Here is a 16,383-nt window from a genome sequence, read left to right on the forward strand (position 1 = left end):
GACAGTTCTTTCCGCCAAAATGCCCCTTCGCAAACGAATCCGGGGGGCGGATTTCACGGCGCAAATTTCTCACTTTGTGAAATTTTTCACAAATACACTTGCGTCGCTTTCCGTTACGACCTTACATTTTCCACCGTCCAATCCCTTTTACCCACCGAAAAATGGCCCGCACAACGCAAGAGTTCTCAGTGTCCGACCCGCTCGGACGCGTCTCTAAAAATCTCGACCCGGCTGCCTTTGCTGGCGACGAAGTCTCCGACATGCTCGGGGAGAAAATGATTCTCAACATGGGCCCTTCCCACCCGGCGACGCATGGCGTGCTGCGGGTGGTGTTGGAGTTGGACGGTGAGACGATCCTGAAGGCGACCCCGCACATCGGCTATCTGCACCGCGGCAGCGAAAAGATTGCCGAGAACATGCAGTACAACCAGTTCGTACCGTATACCGACCGCCTCGACTATCTCGCGCCGCTGGCCAATAACGTAGCCTACGCACTAGCCGTAGAAAAGCTGATGGGCCTGGAACTGCCGCCCCGGGGCAAGGCGATCCGCGTGATCTGTTGTGAGATGGCCCGCATCTCCTCGCACATCCTCGGCATTGGCTGTTACGCCATGGATGTCGGTGCCATGACGGTCTTTCTCTACGTCATGGCCGAGCGCGAAAAGGTCTACAACCTTTGCGAACTCCTCACCGGCGCGCGCCTGACGACCAGCTATACGCGGGTCGGCGGCCAACTGCGGGACCTCCCCGAAGGCTTCATTCCCCAGCTCAAAAAATTCCTCGATGAAGTGGAGCCCGTGGTCAACGAAATCGAGGCCCTCATCTCCAAAAACCGAATTTTCGTCGACCGCACCAAGGACGTGGGCGTGATCTCCAAGGAAGCGGCCATCAGCTACGGTCTCACCGGCGCTAATCTGCGCGGCTCGGGCGTGGACCACGATCTGCGCAAAAAGCAGCCCTACCTCGATTACGAACGCTACGACTTCGACATCCCCGTGGGCACCGTGGGCGACTGCTACGACCGCTACATGATGCGCGTGGAGGAAGTGCGCCAGAGCATCAAGATCCTGCGCCAGGTGATTGATAAACTCCCCTCCGGGCCCGTCACCGTCACCGATCCGAAGAACTACCGCTCCGACAAACGCGAGGTCCTCACGAAGATGGAAGAGTTGATCAACCACTTCATGCTCTACACCGAAGGAGTCAAAGCGCCGGAGGGGGAAGTCTACTTCGCCGCGGAAAACCCGAAGGGGGAACTCGGCTTCTATATCAACAGCCTCGGCGGCGGCTCGCCCCACCGCCTGAAGGTACGCTCGCCCTCCTTTACGAGCATCAGCATCCTGGGCGAAGCCCTCAAGGGCCACCTCATCGGCGACGTCCCGGCCATCATCGGCAGCTTGGACTTCGTCATGGGTGAATGCGACCGGTAAAGCATGAAAATCCCGTTCCTTTTTACCACAGCCCTCGCCGCTTTCGTTACCTTGCTCGTCTTGGACGGTTGCCAGCGCAAGATCTCCGAAGCCAACCTGAACGCCGTCAAGCCGGACATGACCACCAAGGAGGTCGAGTCGATCCTGGGCGCGCCCACCCGGGTGGAATCCGCCCCGGAGCTGGTCTCGCAGGAAGTCAAGACGACCCCGGTGACGCGCTATGTGTATGAACAGAACGGCAAGAAAATCGAATTGCTCTTCTTCGGCGACCGGCTCGGCACCGGCGCCAAAAACGGCCTCCCGGCCATGACGGGAACCCTCAAATAATCCATGCAGATTCCACCGCAACTCCAAGCTCAAGTCGACGAGGCGATCTCGCACTACCCCGTTTCCAAACGGAGCGCCTCGCTCCCGTTGCTGCATCTCTTTCAGGAACACTTCGGGTACATTTCGGAAGAAATGATCCAGTGGATCGCCGCGAAACTGGAACTTGAGGCGATCAAGATCGAGCAGATCGTCACCTTCTACCCGATGTTTCGGCGGCAACCGGCGGGCAAAGCCCACATCCGCATCTGCCGCACGCTCTCCTGCGCACTGGCCGGAGCCGAGGGGCTCAAGACCACGATTTGCGAGATCGCGGGCATCCCCCCGCTCCGTCACGCCAACAGCGCCGAATCGCCCATTTCCGTCAGCCCCGACGGCAAGTTTTCCATTGAGGAAGTGGAATGCCTTGCCAGCTGCGGCAGCGGCCCCGTCATCATGGTCAACGACGACCTCTACGAACGCGTGACCGCCGAAGAAATTCCAACCATCCTTTCTAAATACCGTTAAGCCCATGCCAGCGCCCGCACGCCGCATCCCACACCCGCGCGAAAAGCGGATGATCTTCGCCAACATCGACCGCGAAGGTTACACGCCGGATATCGACTGTTACCTCCGCCATGGCGGTTACGCCGAGCTCAAGAAAGCCGTCACCCTGAAACCGGCCGACATCGTCGCCGAGGTCAAGGCCTCCGGACTTCGCGGACGCGGTGGCGCGGGCTTCCCCACCGGCGTCAAGTGGGGCTTCATCCGCCCGGGCGAAACGAAACCGGTCTACCTCATTTGCAACGCCGACGAATCCGAGCCCGGCACGTTTAAAGACCGCTACATCATCCACCAGGACCCGCATCAGTTGATCGAAGGCATGATCATCTCGTGCTTCGCGCTCAACGTCCACCTGGCCTACCTCTACATTCGCGGCGAGTTTCCCCACGGAGCCAAAATCCTCGAAAACGCCATCGCGGAAGCCAAAGCCAAGGGCTTCCTGGGCAAGAACCTGCTCGGCACCGGCTTCGATCTCGAAATTTACGTCCACCGGGGCGCGGGCGCCTACATCTGCGGTGAGGAAACAGGCCTGATCGAATCCCTTGAAGGCAAACGCGCTTATCCGCGCATCAAGCCTCCCTATTTCCCGGCGGTCCTGGGCCTCTACATGTGCCCCACCATCGTCAACAACGTCGAAACGCTCTGCCACATAAAGCATATCGTCAAGATGGGCGGTGCGGATTACGCCAAGCTCGGCAAGCCGAACAACACCGGCACGCGCATCATCGGCGTCAGCGGCGACGTGCAAAAGCCCGGCTATTTCGAAATCGAAGTCGGCTCCATCACAATGGGCGAACTCATTAACGACTTTTGCGGCGGGCTCAAGCCGGGCCGCACCCTAAAAGCGATCATCCCCGGCGGCAGCTCCGCCAAGGTCTTCCGCGCCGACGAACGCTTCAAGCTTAAAGCCAAAGCAGCCGACGGCTCCATGGTGGAGAACGAAATCGGGGTGCTGGACATCCCGCTCGACTTCGACACCATGGCCGCCTGCGGCAGCATGGCCGGAAGCGGCGGCGTCATCGTCATGGATGACACACGCGACATGGTGGAGGTCCTCAACAATCTCAACCACTTCTACGCCCACGAAAGCTGCGGCCAATGCACCCCGTGCCGCGAAGGCTCCCTCTGGATGCGCAAAATCACCGACCGCATCCTGGCAGGCGGCGGCGTGGAGAGCGATCCCGAGCTGCTTGCCAGCGTCTCCAACCGCATCGCGGGCAAAACGATTTGCGCCTTTGGCGAAGCCTGCTCGTGGCCGACGATGAGCTTCGTGGCCAAGTTTAAAGAGGAATTCGCCGGAAAGGCGAAGAAGCAAGTTCCCGCGTTCACCCCGCCGGAATTCACCAGCGAAATTTTAACCGGAGCGCAGCACTAGCCTCTTTTTCTGATGAGCAACGAAGCACCTCAAAATCTCGTCAACGTCCAGATTGACGGCGTCTGGCATCAATTTCCGAAGGGCACGCGCGTCATCGAAGCCTGCTCGCAAGCGGGCAAATACGTTCCGCGCTACTGCTACCACCCGCGCCTCTCTGCCCCCGGCAACTGCCGCATGTGCATGGTCCAGCTCGGCATGCCGAAGATGGGCCCCGACCGGAAGCCGGAGCTCGGCCCCGACGGCAAGCCGGTTCACAACTGGATCCCGCGCACGAACATCTCCTGCGCCCAGGATGTGAGCGAAGGCCTCGCCGTCCGCACCGATTCGGACATCGTCAAGGAAACGCGCGAAGGCATCCTCGAATTCCTCTTAATCAACCACCCGCTCGACTGCCCCATCTGCGACCAGGCGGGCGAATGCCGTCTCCAGGAGTTTTCCTTCGACTACGGCCAGGCCAAGAGCCGCTTCATCGAGCAGAAAGTCAAGAAGCCCAAGCGCGTCGAGATCGGACCGCGCGTCACCCTCGACGCCGAGCGCTGCATCCTCTGCACCCGCTGTATCCGCTTCATGCGCGAGGTGGCCAAGGACGACGTCATCGGCATCGTCAACCGCGGCAGCTACAACGAGATCGCCGTCTACCCGGACCGCAAACTCGATAGCAACTACTCGCTCAACACCGTCGATCTCTGCCCCGTCGGCGCACTGACCTCCTCGGATTTCCGCTTCAAGATGCGCACCTGGTTCCTCAAGGAAACCAAGAGCATCTGCACAAGCTGCGCCACCGGCTGCAACACGATAATCGGCGCTCGCGAAAATGTCGTCTACCGCCAGACGCCGCGCGAAAACAACGACGTCAACCAGTCTTGGATGTGCGACCACGGCCGTCTCGACTTCCACTACCTGCAAAGCGCCGACCGGCTCCTGGAGCCCGTCGTCAAGGGCGCGCCGGAAGCCGACTGGAAAGCGGCGCTCGCCAGCGCGGCCAGAGCCCTCAAGGCCCTCAAACCGGAGGAGATCGCCCTCATCGCCTCGGGCCGCCTGACCAACGAAGAACTTTTCCTCGCCGCCCGGCTCCTTAAAAAGCTCGGCAACCCGATTCACGACATCATCTCTCACACCGGCAAAGCCGACGACCTGCTCGTCGCCGCCGATCGCAACCCGAACACCGCCGGAGCCAAGCTCCTGGGCCTCAGCGCTACGGAACCGGGCTCGGCGCTCCCAGTCATCGCCAGCGGCATTCGCGGAGGCAGGATCAAGGCGCTCATCGTCCTCGGCGAAGACGCGACGGACGCAGGCTTGATCGAAGCCGACCTGAACAAACTCCAGACGCTCATCGTCACCAGCCTCCTTCCCAACCGGACCACCGGTTTCGCCTCGCACATCCTGCCCGCCGCCGGGTTCACCGAAAAGCGCGGCTCGATGATCAACAAAACGGGCCGTCTCCAGCGCCTCAACCGCGCCGTGGCTGCTCCCGGCATCGCCCGGGACGACTGGGAAATCCTGGTCGGCCTGATCGAGGCTCTCACCGAGTCCGTCTCCGGTTTCACCACCATTGAAGAGGTATTCAAAGCCATGTCGGCGGAAGTTCCGGCCCTCGCCGGTCTTTCCTTGAGCAAAATTGGCGACCTCGGCGTGCAACTCTCCCTCTAACCTTTGATGAACGCGATTCTCCAATTTCTCCACCCGCTGATCGACCCCGCTTCGATCCCCTTCCTGCTCTGGACGACGCTGGCCAAATCCATCGGCCTCCTGTGCATCGTGCTCGTGATGGTTTCCTACACCGTCTACGCCGAACGCCGCGTCAGCTCGCTCATCCAGGACCGTCTCGGGCCGAACCGCACCGGCTTCCCGTTGAGCCTTTTCGGCAACCTCTTCGGCATCAAGTGGCGGGACTGGTCGCCGATTCTGGGCGGTTTGGGTCAGCCCATCGCCGACGCCGTGAAGCTCTTGCTTAAAGAGGAATTCACCCCGGCCTTCGTTAAGAAATTCTATTTCTGGATCGCCCCTGGCCTCGGCATCGGCGCGGCGATCGTCTCGCTGGCCGTCATCCCCTTTGGCAGCAAGATCTGGGGCGTCGATATGGTCATTGCCAACATCGACATCGGCCCGCTTTTCGTCTTCGCCATCTCGTCCCTGGGCGTTTACGGCATCGTCTTGGCCGGTTGGTCCTCCAATTCCAAATACCCGTTCCTGGGCGCGGTGCGCTCCACCTCGCAGCTGATTTCCTATGAACTTTCTCTCGGCCTTTCGGTCGTGCCGCTCTTCATGATCGTCGGGAAATTGAACCTCGTGGACTTGGTCAGCTACCAAGTGCAGAACGGCTGGATGATCCTGCCGGGCATCACGGCGGCCAAGCCACATCTTCCCGGCACGCTGGGCTCCTACCTCATCATCGTCCCGATCCTCATCTCCTTCATCGTCTTCACCATCGCGATGTTCGCAGAAACCAACCGCCTCCCGTTCGACCTTCCCGAAGGCGAAACGGAGCTGGTCGGTGGCTATCACACCGAATATTCCTCGCTGAAATTCGCCCTCTTCTTCCTTGGCGAATACACCGCGATGATCACCGGCTCCTCCTTCATCGTCACACTGTTCCTGGGCGCCTGGCACTTCCCGGGCATCCCCGAGGGCGGCGCGCCGAGCCTGGCCGGCCTCCTCTTGGGCTTCGTCAATATCGGCGTCTTCTTCGTGAAGGTCATCGCCTTCCTGCTCTTCTTCATCGCCATCCGGTGGACGCTCCCGCGCTTCCGTTATGACCAGCTCATGAAGCTGGGCTGGATCTACTTCTTTGAAATCGCGCTCGTGAACATCTTCCTCACCGCGCTCATCCTAGCTTTCGTGCCCTAAAACGCCATGGCCTACAAAGTTTCACGTCCCAACCTGACTTTCGCGGAAAAGATCTACCTGCCCTCGGTTTTGGCGGGTTTGAGAATCACCCTCGGGCACCTCTGGCGGATGCTCCGCGGCAAAACGCACGTGGTCATGCAGTATCCCGAGGAAAAGTGGGATTCCCATCTCCCCGAGTACTACCGCGGCGCGCCCACGCTGGTGCGCGACGAACACGGCCGCACCCGCTGCGTCTCCTGCCAGCTGTGCGAATTCATCTGCCCACCGCGCGCCATCCGCATCAAACCCGGCGAAATCCCGGCCGGGGACAAATTCGGCAAAGTGGAGAAATACCCGGCAGAATTTGATATCGACATGCTGCGCTGCATTTACTGCGGCCTCTGCCAGGAAGTCTGCCCCGAACAGGCCATCTTCCTCCAAAAACAATACGCGCTCACCGGCACCGCCCGCACGCAACTGATGCACAACAAGGAAAAGCTCCTCGAAATGGGCGGCATCAAGACCGGGCTCGTCAACAAATGGAACGAGAAGAAATAGTCACCTTTTAGTCACTCTCCTGCCATGTCTCCCACTCTTTTCTGGATCTTCGCCGCGATCACGCTCGGCTTCGGCGCGGCGACGCTCATCAACCGCAATCCCGTGGCCAGCGCGCTGAGCCTAGCCGTTTCGTTCCTCGGCCTGGCGGCGCTCTTCACCTCGCTGAGCGCCACCTTCATCGGCATCGTCCAGGTGCTCGTCTACGCGGGCGCGGTGATGGTGCTCTTCCTCTTCATCATCATGTTGCTCGACCTGAAAGCCGAGCAGCGCCGCCAAGTGCGCCTCTCGGCACTGATTGGCGGAGTCGTCATCGCGGGTTTGTTCGCCAGCCAGGTCGTGCTCGTGCTCCGGCATTTCCCGAAGGGCAACCACGAGTTTCCTCCCCTCTCGCTCCCCCACCCTGACGCCGTCAACATCGGCCTGACGCTCTTTGGCCATTACAACCTCCCCTTCCAGGTGATCGGCGTGCTCATTCTGGTCGCCAGCATCGGGGTCGTCGTCCTGAGCAAACGTGAACTGAACTAACCATGGTTACCCTCAACGATTACCTGCTTGTGAGCGGGCTGCTTTTTTCGCTTGGATTCGCGGGCGTGCTCCTGCGCCGCAACATCCTCGTCATTTTCATGGGCCTCGAAATGATGCTCAACGCGGCGAACCTTTCGCTGGTGGCCTTCTCCCGGTTTGGCGTGGCCAACGGCCTGCCGGATTACAACGGCCAAATGCTCGTCTTTTTCGTCATCACCGTGGCGGCCGCCGAGGTCGCCGTGGGGCTCGCCATCATCGTCGCGCTCTACCGTGCCAAACAGACCACGCACGTCGAGGACCTTACCAGCCTGAAGTTCTAACCGATTCCCGAACATGCCTTGGATCATCCTTTTCGCTCCGCTCATCAGCGCGGCCGTCATCGTTCTCTTCACGCAAAAGTGGAAGAACCTTAGCGCGCTGATTTCCATCGCCGCCGTGCTTGTCTCGCTGGCGGCCAGCATTACGCTCTTCTTGAACGCGCCCGATTCCGCAGCCACCGCGACGATCCCGTGGCTCGACTTCACCGGGTTCGGCGTTCCGTTCAAAGCGCCCATCTCGTTCACCATCGACGGCCTGAGCAAAGCGATGATGATCGTCGTCACCTTCATCGGCGCGCTGATCCACATCTACTCCTGGGCCTACATGGCTGATGACGAGGGCAAATCCCGCTACTTCGCGGGCCTGTCGCTCTTCATGTTCTCGATGCTCGGCATCGTGTTTGCCAACAACTTTCTGATGATGTTCATCTTCTGGGAGTTGGTCGGTGTGAGTTCGTTTATCCTGATCGGCCACTGGTACTTCCGCAACGCTCCGGCGGCCGCCGCGAACAAGGCATTCATCTGCAACCGCCTGGGCGACTTCGGCTTTCTGTTGGGCATCCTGCTTGTCTGGGTAGCCACCAAGTCCCTCGACTTTGAGGGCATCAAACAGGCCATCGACTCTGGCAATGCTCCGTTCCTCGCGGTCCCGGCCTTCGCCACCGCAACGGTCGTGCTCCTCTTCTGCGGCACCATTGGCAAGTCGGCCCAATTCCCGCTCCACGTCTGGCTGCCGGACGCCATGGAGGGCCCCACGCCCGTCAGCGCCTTGATCCATGCCGCGACGATGGTGGCGGCTGGCGTCTATATGCTGGCGCGCATCTTCTTCATTGTTAAAATCTCGCCGGACGCCATGCAGGTCATTGCCGTCATCGGCACGATCACCGCCTTCGGCGCGGCGCTCATCGCCACCCAGCAGAACGACATCAAAAAAGTGCTGGCCTACTCGACCCTCTCGCAGCTTGGCTACATGGTCATGGCCGTCGGCGTGGCCGCGAGCAGCGCGGCGATGTTCCACCTTTTCACCCACGCTTTCTTCAAGGCGCTTCTCTTCTTGGGCGCCGGTTCGGTGATCTTCGCCTGCCACCACGAGCAGGATATTTGGAAAATGGGCGGGCTGGTTCGCAAACAGCCGATCACGTTCATCTGCTTCCTCGCTGGCACGCTGGCCTTGATGGGCATCCCGCTCTTTAGCGGCTTCTACAGTAAAGACTCCATCCTGGTCGCAGCCTACGAGCACCACCGAATCCTGGCCTACTTCGGCCTCTTCACCGCGCTGCTCACGGCCTACTACATGACGCGCCTCTTCGTCATCGTCTTCTTCGGCAAGGCCCACACCGAGGCCGCCTCTCATGCGCATGAAGCCCCGGTCGTGATGTGGGGGCCGCTCGTACTGCTGGCCATCCCGTCCGTGATCGCCGGTTACGCCAGCATCGCAGGCCACTTCCTGCCGGTACCCGAGCACCACGGCGAATCCATCGTCCCGTCGCTCGCCATCGGAGCCGGGGTGATCGGCATCCTGCTCGGCGCGCTCCTCTACTTCGGCAAGGCGAAAGACCCGATCCGCATCCCTCTTCTGGCCAACAAATTCTACTTCGACGAACTCTACGCCCACATCATCTGGTACACGCAAGACCTGCTGGCTCGAATCTGCGCCTTTATCGACCGCTGGATTCTCGACACCGCCATCGTGCGCGGCCTCTCCAGCGGCACCTGGGCCACCGGATTCGTGATGCGCTTTGCCCAGGCGGGCAACCTGCAAGGCTACGCACTCCTCTTCGGAGCCGGGGTCGTCGCTCTCTTCTACTTCATCCTCTTCATCAAATAGCCGTGCTCACTCTTCTTATCGCCATCCCGCTCGTCGCCGCCGTCGCGATTCTTTTAGGTGCTTGCGCCAAAAAGACCGCCCTCGCCGCGGTAGCCGCCAATCTGGTTTTAACGCTGGTGCTGCTGGTCCAAAACTACGGCGCTCCCGGCTACCAAGCCACCGCCTCCACGCCGTTGATCCCCGCCCTGGGCCTCTCCTACTCCGTCGGCGTCGACGGCCTGAGCCTACTGATGCTGCTCCTGACGGCCATCGTCGGGTTCGCGGCGGTCTGGGTCGCCCCGCATCCGGAAAAGCTGGAACGCTACCCCGGCCTTTACTACGCCTGCCTGCTTTTCATCATCGCGGGAGCCACGGGCGCGTTCGCCTCGCTCGACCTTTTCTTCTTCTACGCCTTCCATGAACTGGCCCTCATCCCGACCTTCCTCTTAATTGGCATCTGGGGCTCGGGCGACCGGATCACGGCGGCCTGGAAAGTCACGATCTACCTGGCGCTGGGCAGCTTCGTTCTCTTAATCGGCCTGCTGGCACTCTACTTCAGCATCCCCGAGGCCGCCCGCACCTTCAGCATCCCGGCGCTCCAGACGCTCGCCGCCGCAGGGAGCATCCCGCAGACGCCCTGGATTTACCTGACCATCCTGCTCGGCTTCGGCGTGCTGATTTCCCTCTTCCCCTTCCACACCTGGGCCCCGCAGGCCTACGCCTCCGCCCCGGCCCCGGCCGCCATGCTTCACGCGGGCGTGCTAAAGAAATTCGGCCTCTACGGCCTGCTCCGCGTGGGGCTGCCGCTCATGCCCCAGGCCGCGCAACACTGGACCAACCTCCTCCTCATCCTGCTCGTCGGGAATATCCTCTACGTCGGCCTCGCGACCATCGCCCAGAAGCGGCTCGACTCCATGCTCGGTTACTCTTCCGTGATGCACATGGGCTACATCTTCCTGGGCATCGCAGCCTTCAACCCGATCGGCCTGACCGGCGCGGCGCTGCTGATCTTCGCGCACGGGCTTTCCATCGCGATCCTCTTCGCCATTACGGGCTTCGTTCGCGACCGGACCGGTAGCCTGGAATTCACCAAGCTTGGTGGGCTGGCCAAGCCGATGCCCTTCCTTGGGTTCACCTTCGGGCTTGCGGCGTTTGCCTCGGTCGGCCTGCCCGGGTTCGCCAATTTCCCTGCTGAAATGTCCGTCTTCTTTGGCACCTTTGCCCACGCGGGCGACGGGCTCGCCTTTTCAAACTTCCAGGTTGCCGGAATCGCCGCCCTGTGGGGCTTGGTGATTTCCGCCGTCTACATGCTGCGCGGCTATCGCGCGGCGTTCCTGGGCGAAACCGGCAAACGCTGGGTCGGCCTCGCCGATCTGAGCTTCTGCGCCCGGCCCGCCATCATTTTCCTGCTGGCTGCTACGATGATCGCCGGGTTCCGGCCTCAACTGCTTGTCAACCTGGTCAAGCCCACCGTTAAGGGCATCCTGCAAAATCAGACTTCTCTCTCCGCCAAATGAACCCACTCTCTCTAGATCTGGCTGTCCTCGCCCTCGGGCTCGTCCTTGTTTTCCTGGAAGCGTTCAATGATGGGAAAGAAAAAGCTTTCCTAGGGTGGATCGCCACCGCGGGCATCGGCGTTATCTTCGCCCTCTCCTTCCTCGTTTCTCCGCAGGAGATCGTCGCCACCCAGTTGGTCCCGTTCTACACGGCCGATCCGCTGGCGATTTTCTTCAAGCGCTTTGCTCTGGGAACCACGCTCATCGTGCTGATCATAGCGATCGAGTTCCGGCCGATTCTGAGCCACTACCTCCCGGCGAGCGTGCGCAACGGCGGAGTGGCCGAGTTTTTCGCTCTGCCGGTCTTCACCTGCCTCGGCCTGATGTGGATGGCCTCGGCGGTGGATTTCATCATGATCTTTGTTTCGCTGGAGCTGGTCACAATCTCCTTCTACGTGCTGGTGGCCTACATGCGGCGGAATAATCCGTCGCTGGAAGCGGGCACCAAGTATCTGATTTTGAGCGCGCTCTCGACGGGCTTCTTCGTCTACGGCATTACGTGGATCTTTGGTGTGACCGGCAAGACCAATTTGGGCGCGGTGGGCCAGGCGATCTTGAGTCTTCCAGTGGAGAACCAGACCGCGTTGCTCTTTGGCCTGGCGCTGCTGCTTGTGGGCCTCGGGTTCAAGATCGCGGCAGTTCCCTTCCAGCTCTGGGTCCCGGACGTCTACCAAGGCGCACCGACCCCGATCACCGCTTTCCTTTCGGTCGGTTCCAAGGCGGCGGGCTTTGTCCTCTTGATTCGCATTCTCGATCCCTTCATCAAGGCCCCGGCGACTTCGGGCAAGGTGCAGCTTGTGCTCGTGGCGCTCGCGCTGCTGAGCTTGGTCTACGGTAACTTGACGGCTATGCCGCAGCTGAACCTGAAACGCCTCCTGGCCTACTCCAGCATCGCCCACGCGGGCTACCTGCTGATGGCCCTGGCGAGCTTCCAAAACGGGCATTTCAAACAGACCACGGTGTCGTTCTACCTAGCTGGCTACCTCCTCATGACGCTGCTGGCCTTCCTGGTCATGGTGGTGGTGAACCGGGTGGCGGGCGGAGATAGCATTGCCCACTTCAACGGCCTGGGGCAGCGCGCTCCGTGGTTGGCGTTCGGCTTGACCGTGGCGATGCTTTCGCTGGCGGGCATTCCGTTTACCGCCGGGTTCATGGGCAAATTCTTTGTCTTCGCCGACGCGGTTGAAGCCCATCAGTGGCTGCTCGTGGTGGTGGGCATTGTGACCGTTGGCGCCGGGTTCTACTATTACCTGAAAGTCGTTCGCGCGATGTACTGGAACCCTGCCAAGAACAACGAACCGATTCAAGCCGGGCGGCTAACCCAGGTGACCGTCGGGGTCCTCGTGTTCTTGATCGTGGCGCTCGGTGTTTACCCGCAGCCGGTTCTCGATCTGCTGAAGTAGAGCCTGTTTGCAGGGCTGCCGGTCAACCTATTCTTACCTTACCGCTGGGCGACGGGGGAATTAGCCTCGTCTCCCCGGAAAATCAGGACCAACTGGCGGCTCCCATGCCCCCGAAAGGTTCCCAGGATCTTGCCCCCGGGGATCAGTCCGCTGACATTCCAGTCTTCCGGGGCCGCCAGGAGAACATAGTGCACGGCTTCGGGGAGCTTCTCGACGGTCGGCACAAAAACCAGGGAGCGGTCGATGTAGAAAAAGACCGGCTCGTATCCCGGATCGACGATGGCCAGGGTGGCATCGCGAGGAACGGCTTCGGTGATGCCACGGCCGGAAATCGTAGCCGGGACTTCTGCGTGAAACCGGGGCACACCCACTGCCGCGTACACCGCGATGACCGAGGCAAAACTCAGGGCCGGAAGAACGGCCAAGCGAGCTGAGGTATCGCCCATCAGTTGGCGTTTTTGAACCAGGAACACCACGCCCAAGGCCACGCACGGGAGATAGGCCAGCCAGTCGACCTGGTCCGGCTTGACCAAGAGCGGTCCCGAGACGGCCGCAAGCACGGCGGCGGCGACAACGGTGACGCAAAACCATTTCCACCCCTGCTGGAACCGGGCTCCAACCGCCGGGAGCACCATTGCCAGGAGCAGCGAGACCGGAGCTGAAAGCGGCAGGGTGTAGCGGGGCAACATGCCCGGGATCAGGATCAGCCCAAAGAACGCCACGGCGAGGGGCCAGCGAAGGACGGAAATCAAGAGCCGCTGGCGCTCTTCCAGGCCCTCCCAGGCTTTACGCCACCAACAGAGGGGGACAAAGAGCAGCCAGGGCAATCCGTTCGCCAGGGTGCTGAATTCGTTGGCCAGAATCTTTGAGGCTTTGCCTCGGCCGAGGGTACTCTGCATCTGCTCGGCCCAGACGGTCCCGGGGTCCATGGCGGCGGTGGCATGGAGATAGGGAATGAGCCAGGCCGCCACGATGATGAGCCCCAACCCAAGCGCCACGCCGTGCGCCCGCGACCAGAGCTGGCGCTGCTCCCCCGCCGCGACCAGCAGCGGAATGATGACGCCGTAAAAAAGCAGCAAATGCAGCGGGCCCTTGGCCAAGAACGCCACGCCAAGACATAGGCAGGGGAAGAGCCAGAGCCGCCAGCCGGTTTGCCGCCGTACCCAGGCCGAGATCCAAACCGCAAACGCCATCCCCGTCAGCGAGGAATACATTGCGTCGATTTCCGCCAGGCTCCCTTTCTCCCAAAGGCCGATCGCGGAAAGCGAAATCACGGCGGCGGCAAACGCGCCGGGCAGGGAAAGCCAACGGAGCGCCGTCCAGAAGAGAACGGAGGCCATGGCCAGCATTGCCAGGACTGACGGCAGCCGGACCACCCATTCGTCCCGGTAATTCACCACGTAAAGCGAGGTGGCGATGGCCCAGTTGATGAGCGGCGGTTTGCGCAGGTAGGGGGTGCCGTTAAGGTGCGGCACCAGCCAGTTGCCGGTCTCCAGCATTTCGATGGCGGGCAGGGAGCGCCGGGCTTCCTCGCCTTTCAAGGCCTTGGTCCCCAATCCCGGCAAATAGGCCGCGGCCCAGAACAGCACGATAAACAGGTAGGCAAGCCAGCGATTCATGGCCCCTAGGTTGTCCCACTTTCCAACCCACATGGAAACCCTTAATTCCAATGCAGGTATTATCTTATTTATCGAAATCCCCAGCCGTCTGTGCTTGAAAGAGGGCATGTCCCGCGCGTTTGCGATTCTCGTCGGTTGCCTGGCGGCCTTGTTTTTCGGCTGCTTTTTCGCGTGGCCCATTCTCCAGACGGTTCGCGGAGCGTTTGTCGATGCGAGTGGGCACTGGACGGGGGCCTATTTGCTGGAGATCGCCCGTAACCGCGTTTATCTCGACGGCTTACGCAATGCGTTCCTGCTGGCGCTCGTTAGTACGGCGATGACGGCGGCGCTGGCCATTCCGCTGGCCTGGATGGCCGATCGCTTCGAGTTTCCGGCCAAAAAGCTGCTCCTGGCGATGCTGCTGGTGCCGATGGTGCTGCCGCCGTTTGTCGGGGCCATCGGGCTCAAGCAGGTGCTCGGGCAATACGGGGCGCTCAATGCGCTCTTTACCCACCTCGGCTGGCTCGCGGCCGATGCCGTGCCGCCTGACTGGCTCGGTGGCGGGCGGCACGGGCGCTTCTGGGGCGTGGCGCTGCTCAATACGCTCCACCTTTACCCGATCTTATTCCTTAACGTCGCGGCGGCCCTGGCCAATATTGATCCCGCCTTGGGCGAGGCGGCGGAGAACCTCGGATGTACGGGCTGGCGCAAGTTCCGCCGCGTGACGCTGCCGCTGATGATGCCGGGGCTGTTCGCGGGCGGGGCGATCGTGTTTATCTGGGCGTTCACGGAGCTGGGGGTGCCGCTGATGTTCGATTACAACCGGGTGACGCCGGTGCAGATTTTCCGGGGCTTGAAAGAGCTTTCTGGCAATCCCCTGCCCTACGCGCTGGTGGTGGTGACGCTCGTGGCGTCGATCCTTTTCTACGCGGCGGGGAAATGGGCCATCGGCGGGGGGGCCTTTGCGATGCTCCCGAAGGCGACTCGCGCTGCGGAGACCCGGCCGCTCGGCCTCTGGCCGGGGCTGCTTTGCACGGCGGCGTTCGGCGGCGTGATCGCGCTGGCGCTGGTGCCGCACGTCGGTGTTGTGCTGGTCTCCTTCGCGCGCGACTGGTATCAGAGTATCCTGCCGACGGCCTGGACGCTTGCGCATTACCAAACGGCCCTGGGGCACGACCTGACGGTGCCGTCGATTCTGAACAGCGTGAAATACTCCGGCCTGGCCACGGGGGTGGATCTGCTCCTGGGTATCGGGATTGCCTATGTGGTGGTGCGCACGACGTTCCCGGGCCGCAATGCGCTGGATATTTGCGCGATGCTGCCGCTGGCGGTGCCGGGGCTGGTGCTGGCCTTTGGCTACCTGGCGATGACGCAGGAGGGCCGTGTTTTCGCTTTTCTGAACCCGACCAAGGACCCGACGATGCTCCTCATCATTGCCTATTCGATCCGCCGCCTGCCCTACGTGGTACGCTCGGTAGCCGCCGGGCTCCAGCAGACGAGCACGGCGCTGGAGGAGGCGGCGCAGAACCTGGGGGCCACGCCGCTGAGGGCGTTACGAAAGATTACGCTGCCGCTCATTTCGGCCAATCTGCTCGCGGGCGGGCTGCTGGCGTTTGCGTTCGCGATGCTGGAGGTGTCTGATTCGCTGGTGCTGGCGCAGCGCCAGGCGGATTTCCCGATTACCAAGGCGATCTACGAACTCTTCAATCTGCTGGGCGAAGGGCGTTTCCTGGCCTCGGCGCTGGGCGTCTGGGCGATGGTGTTTTTGGGCATCGCCCTATTCGGGGCCAGCCGGATCCTGGGCAAGAAGCTCGGGGCGCTCTTCCGGGTGGGGTAACGCGTTCACCGATCCGCTTTCCGCTGCCGGAATTGCGGATCGCGAAAGGGGTCGAAGGCCACTTCCGAGCCGTCGGCCTTCATCTGGTAGACCATCTGCATGAGCTGCCCCAGCCGCCCCTTAGGCCAGCCTTTCGCCGCGAACCATTGCAGGTACTCGGCGGGCAGCTCGTGCAGGTGCTGCCCGGCGCATCGCCCAAAGGGCATGACGGTCCGGGCAATTTCCTCCAGTTCGGCCTGGGCCCGTGCCCTCAGCGCGTCGCTCTCGGGGTCAAACGCCATTTT

At 61.6% G+C, this 16,383-nt stretch carries 15 protein-coding genes; 13 read left to right on the forward strand and 2 right to left on the reverse strand.

The window, feature by feature from the left end:
- Positions 1-161: 161 nt before the first annotated feature.
- The 12 genes from nuoD to B2828_RS02940 are packed head-to-tail and all read left to right on the forward strand — an operon-like array spanning position 162 to position 12,664.
- A complete protein-coding gene (nuoD, locus tag B2828_RS02885) occupies positions 162-1,430 on the forward strand; it encodes an NADH dehydrogenase (quinone) subunit D (RefSeq protein ID WP_479632179.1) in 1,269 nt (422 codons plus the stop codon).
- Between the two features lie 3 nt (positions 1,431-1,433).
- Positions 1,434-1,757 (forward strand): hypothetical protein, encoded by a 324-nt coding sequence (locus B2828_RS02890; protein WP_479632180.1) that lies wholly within the window; start codon positions 1,434-1,436, stop codon positions 1,755-1,757.
- A gap of 3 nt (positions 1,758-1,760) precedes the next feature.
- Positions 1,761-2,261 carry an NADH-quinone oxidoreductase subunit NuoE family protein gene (locus B2828_RS02895; RefSeq protein ID WP_479632181.1) on the forward strand — a complete coding sequence of 167 codons (501 nt, stop codon included), beginning with the start codon at positions 1,761-1,763 and terminating at the stop codon, positions 2,259-2,261.
- A 4-nt stretch (positions 2,262-2,265) separates the two neighbouring features.
- Positions 2,266-3,672, forward strand: coding sequence for an NADH-quinone oxidoreductase subunit NuoF (gene nuoF / locus B2828_RS02900; protein WP_479632182.1), 1,407 nt, complete (start codon positions 2,266-2,268; stop codon positions 3,670-3,672).
- Positions 3,673-3,684: 12 nt separating this feature from the next.
- The gene (locus B2828_RS02905) at positions 3,685-5,322 is read left to right on the forward strand and encodes an NADH-quinone oxidoreductase subunit G (protein WP_479632183.1); all 1,638 of its coding nucleotides are present in this window, start codon (positions 3,685-3,687) and stop codon (positions 5,320-5,322) included.
- Positions 5,323-5,328: 6 nt separating this feature from the next.
- A complete protein-coding gene (locus B2828_RS02910; protein WP_479632184.1) occupies positions 5,329-6,519 on the forward strand; it encodes a complex I subunit 1/NuoH family protein in 1,191 nt (396 codons plus the stop codon).
- A gap of 6 nt (positions 6,520-6,525) precedes the next feature.
- The gene (locus B2828_RS02915; protein ID WP_479632185.1) at positions 6,526-7,056 is read left to right on the forward strand and encodes a NuoI/complex I 23 kDa subunit family protein; all 531 of its coding nucleotides are present in this window, start codon (positions 6,526-6,528) and stop codon (positions 7,054-7,056) included.
- Between the two features lie 24 nt (positions 7,057-7,080).
- Positions 7,081-7,581 (forward strand): NADH-quinone oxidoreductase subunit J family protein, encoded by a 501-nt coding sequence (locus B2828_RS02920; protein ID WP_479632186.1) that lies wholly within the window; start codon positions 7,081-7,083, stop codon positions 7,579-7,581.
- A 2-nt stretch (positions 7,582-7,583) separates the two neighbouring features.
- On the forward strand, positions 7,584-7,901 hold the full coding sequence (gene nuoK / locus B2828_RS02925) for an NADH-quinone oxidoreductase subunit NuoK (RefSeq protein WP_479632187.1): 318 nt from the start codon (positions 7,584-7,586) through the stop codon (positions 7,899-7,901).
- 13 nt (positions 7,902-7,914) lie between these two features.
- Complete coding sequence (gene nuoL, locus B2828_RS02930; RefSeq protein ID WP_479632188.1) at positions 7,915-9,726, forward strand: NADH-quinone oxidoreductase subunit L; 1,812 nt, start codon at positions 7,915-7,917, stop codon at positions 9,724-9,726.
- A gap of 2 nt (positions 9,727-9,728) precedes the next feature.
- Entirely contained in the window at positions 9,729-11,222 is a 1,494-nt protein-coding gene (locus B2828_RS02935; protein WP_479632189.1) for a complex I subunit 4 family protein, read from the forward strand.
- Positions 11,219-12,664 carry an NADH-quinone oxidoreductase subunit N gene (locus B2828_RS02940; RefSeq protein WP_479632190.1) on the forward strand — a complete coding sequence of 482 codons (1,446 nt, stop codon included), beginning with the start codon at positions 11,219-11,221 and terminating at the stop codon, positions 12,662-12,664. Before B2828_RS02935 ends, B2828_RS02940 begins: the two co-directional genes overlap by 4 nt.
- 38 nt (positions 12,665-12,702) lie before the next feature.
- On the opposite strand, the gene B2828_RS02945 is transcribed toward B2828_RS02940, so the two are convergent.
- Positions 12,703-14,283: an ArnT family glycosyltransferase gene (locus B2828_RS02945; RefSeq protein WP_479632191.1), complete on the reverse strand. Its 1,581-nt coding sequence runs from the start codon at positions 14,281-14,283 to the stop codon at positions 12,703-12,705.
- Positions 14,284-14,389: 106 nt separating this feature from the next.
- Here B2828_RS02945 and B2828_RS02950 point away from each other — a divergent pair, with 106 nt between their 5' ends.
- Positions 14,390-16,099, forward strand: a complete 1,710-nt coding sequence (locus B2828_RS02950; RefSeq protein WP_479632192.1) for an ABC transporter permease — start codon at positions 14,390-14,392, stop codon at positions 16,097-16,099.
- A 5-nt stretch (positions 16,100-16,104) separates the two neighbouring features.
- On the opposite strand, the gene B2828_RS02955 is transcribed toward B2828_RS02950, so the two are convergent.
- Positions 16,105-16,380, reverse strand: a complete 276-nt coding sequence (locus B2828_RS02955; protein WP_479632193.1) for a DUF3820 family protein — start codon at positions 16,378-16,380, stop codon at positions 16,105-16,107.
- Between the last annotated feature and the right edge of the window lie 3 nt (positions 16,381-16,383).

The sequence above is a fragment of the Spartobacteria bacterium UBA695 genome (assembly GCA_002298145.1).
Classification (GTDB): Bacteria; Verrucomicrobiota; Verrucomicrobiia; order Chthoniobacterales; family Chthoniobacteraceae; genus UBA695.

Coding starts and splice junctions, on each gene's coding strand:
- nuoD (WP_479632179.1), top strand. CDS start 162: ATGGCCCGCACAACGCAAGAGTTCTCAGTGTCCGACCCGCTCGGACGC.
- B2828_RS02890 (WP_479632180.1), top strand. CDS start 1,434: ATGAAAATCCCGTTCCTTTTTACCACAGCCCTCGCCGCTTTCGTTACC.
- B2828_RS02895 (WP_479632181.1), top strand. CDS start 1,761: ATGCAGATTCCACCGCAACTCCAAGCTCAAGTCGACGAGGCGATCTCG.
- nuoF (WP_479632182.1), top strand. CDS start 2,266: ATGCCAGCGCCCGCACGCCGCATCCCACACCCGCGCGAAAAGCGGATG.
- B2828_RS02905 (WP_479632183.1), top strand. CDS start 3,685: ATGAGCAACGAAGCACCTCAAAATCTCGTCAACGTCCAGATTGACGGC.
- B2828_RS02910 (WP_479632184.1), top strand. CDS start 5,329: ATGAACGCGATTCTCCAATTTCTCCACCCGCTGATCGACCCCGCTTCG.
- B2828_RS02915 (WP_479632185.1), top strand. CDS start 6,526: ATGGCCTACAAAGTTTCACGTCCCAACCTGACTTTCGCGGAAAAGATC.
- B2828_RS02920 (WP_479632186.1), top strand. CDS start 7,081: ATGTCTCCCACTCTTTTCTGGATCTTCGCCGCGATCACGCTCGGCTTC.
- nuoK (WP_479632187.1), top strand. CDS start 7,584: ATGGTTACCCTCAACGATTACCTGCTTGTGAGCGGGCTGCTTTTTTCG.
- nuoL (WP_479632188.1), top strand. CDS start 7,915: ATGCCTTGGATCATCCTTTTCGCTCCGCTCATCAGCGCGGCCGTCATC.
- B2828_RS02940 (WP_479632190.1), top strand. CDS start 11,219: ATGAACCCACTCTCTCTAGATCTGGCTGTCCTCGCCCTCGGGCTCGTC.
- B2828_RS02945 (WP_479632191.1), bottom strand. CDS start 14,283: ATGAATCGCTGGCTTGCCTACCTGTTTATCGTGCTGTTCTGGGCCGCG.
- B2828_RS02950 (WP_479632192.1), top strand. CDS start 14,390: ATGTCCCGCGCGTTTGCGATTCTCGTCGGTTGCCTGGCGGCCTTGTTT.
- B2828_RS02955 (WP_479632193.1), bottom strand. CDS start 16,380: ATGGCGTTTGACCCCGAGAGCGACGCGCTGAGGGCACGGGCCCAGGCC.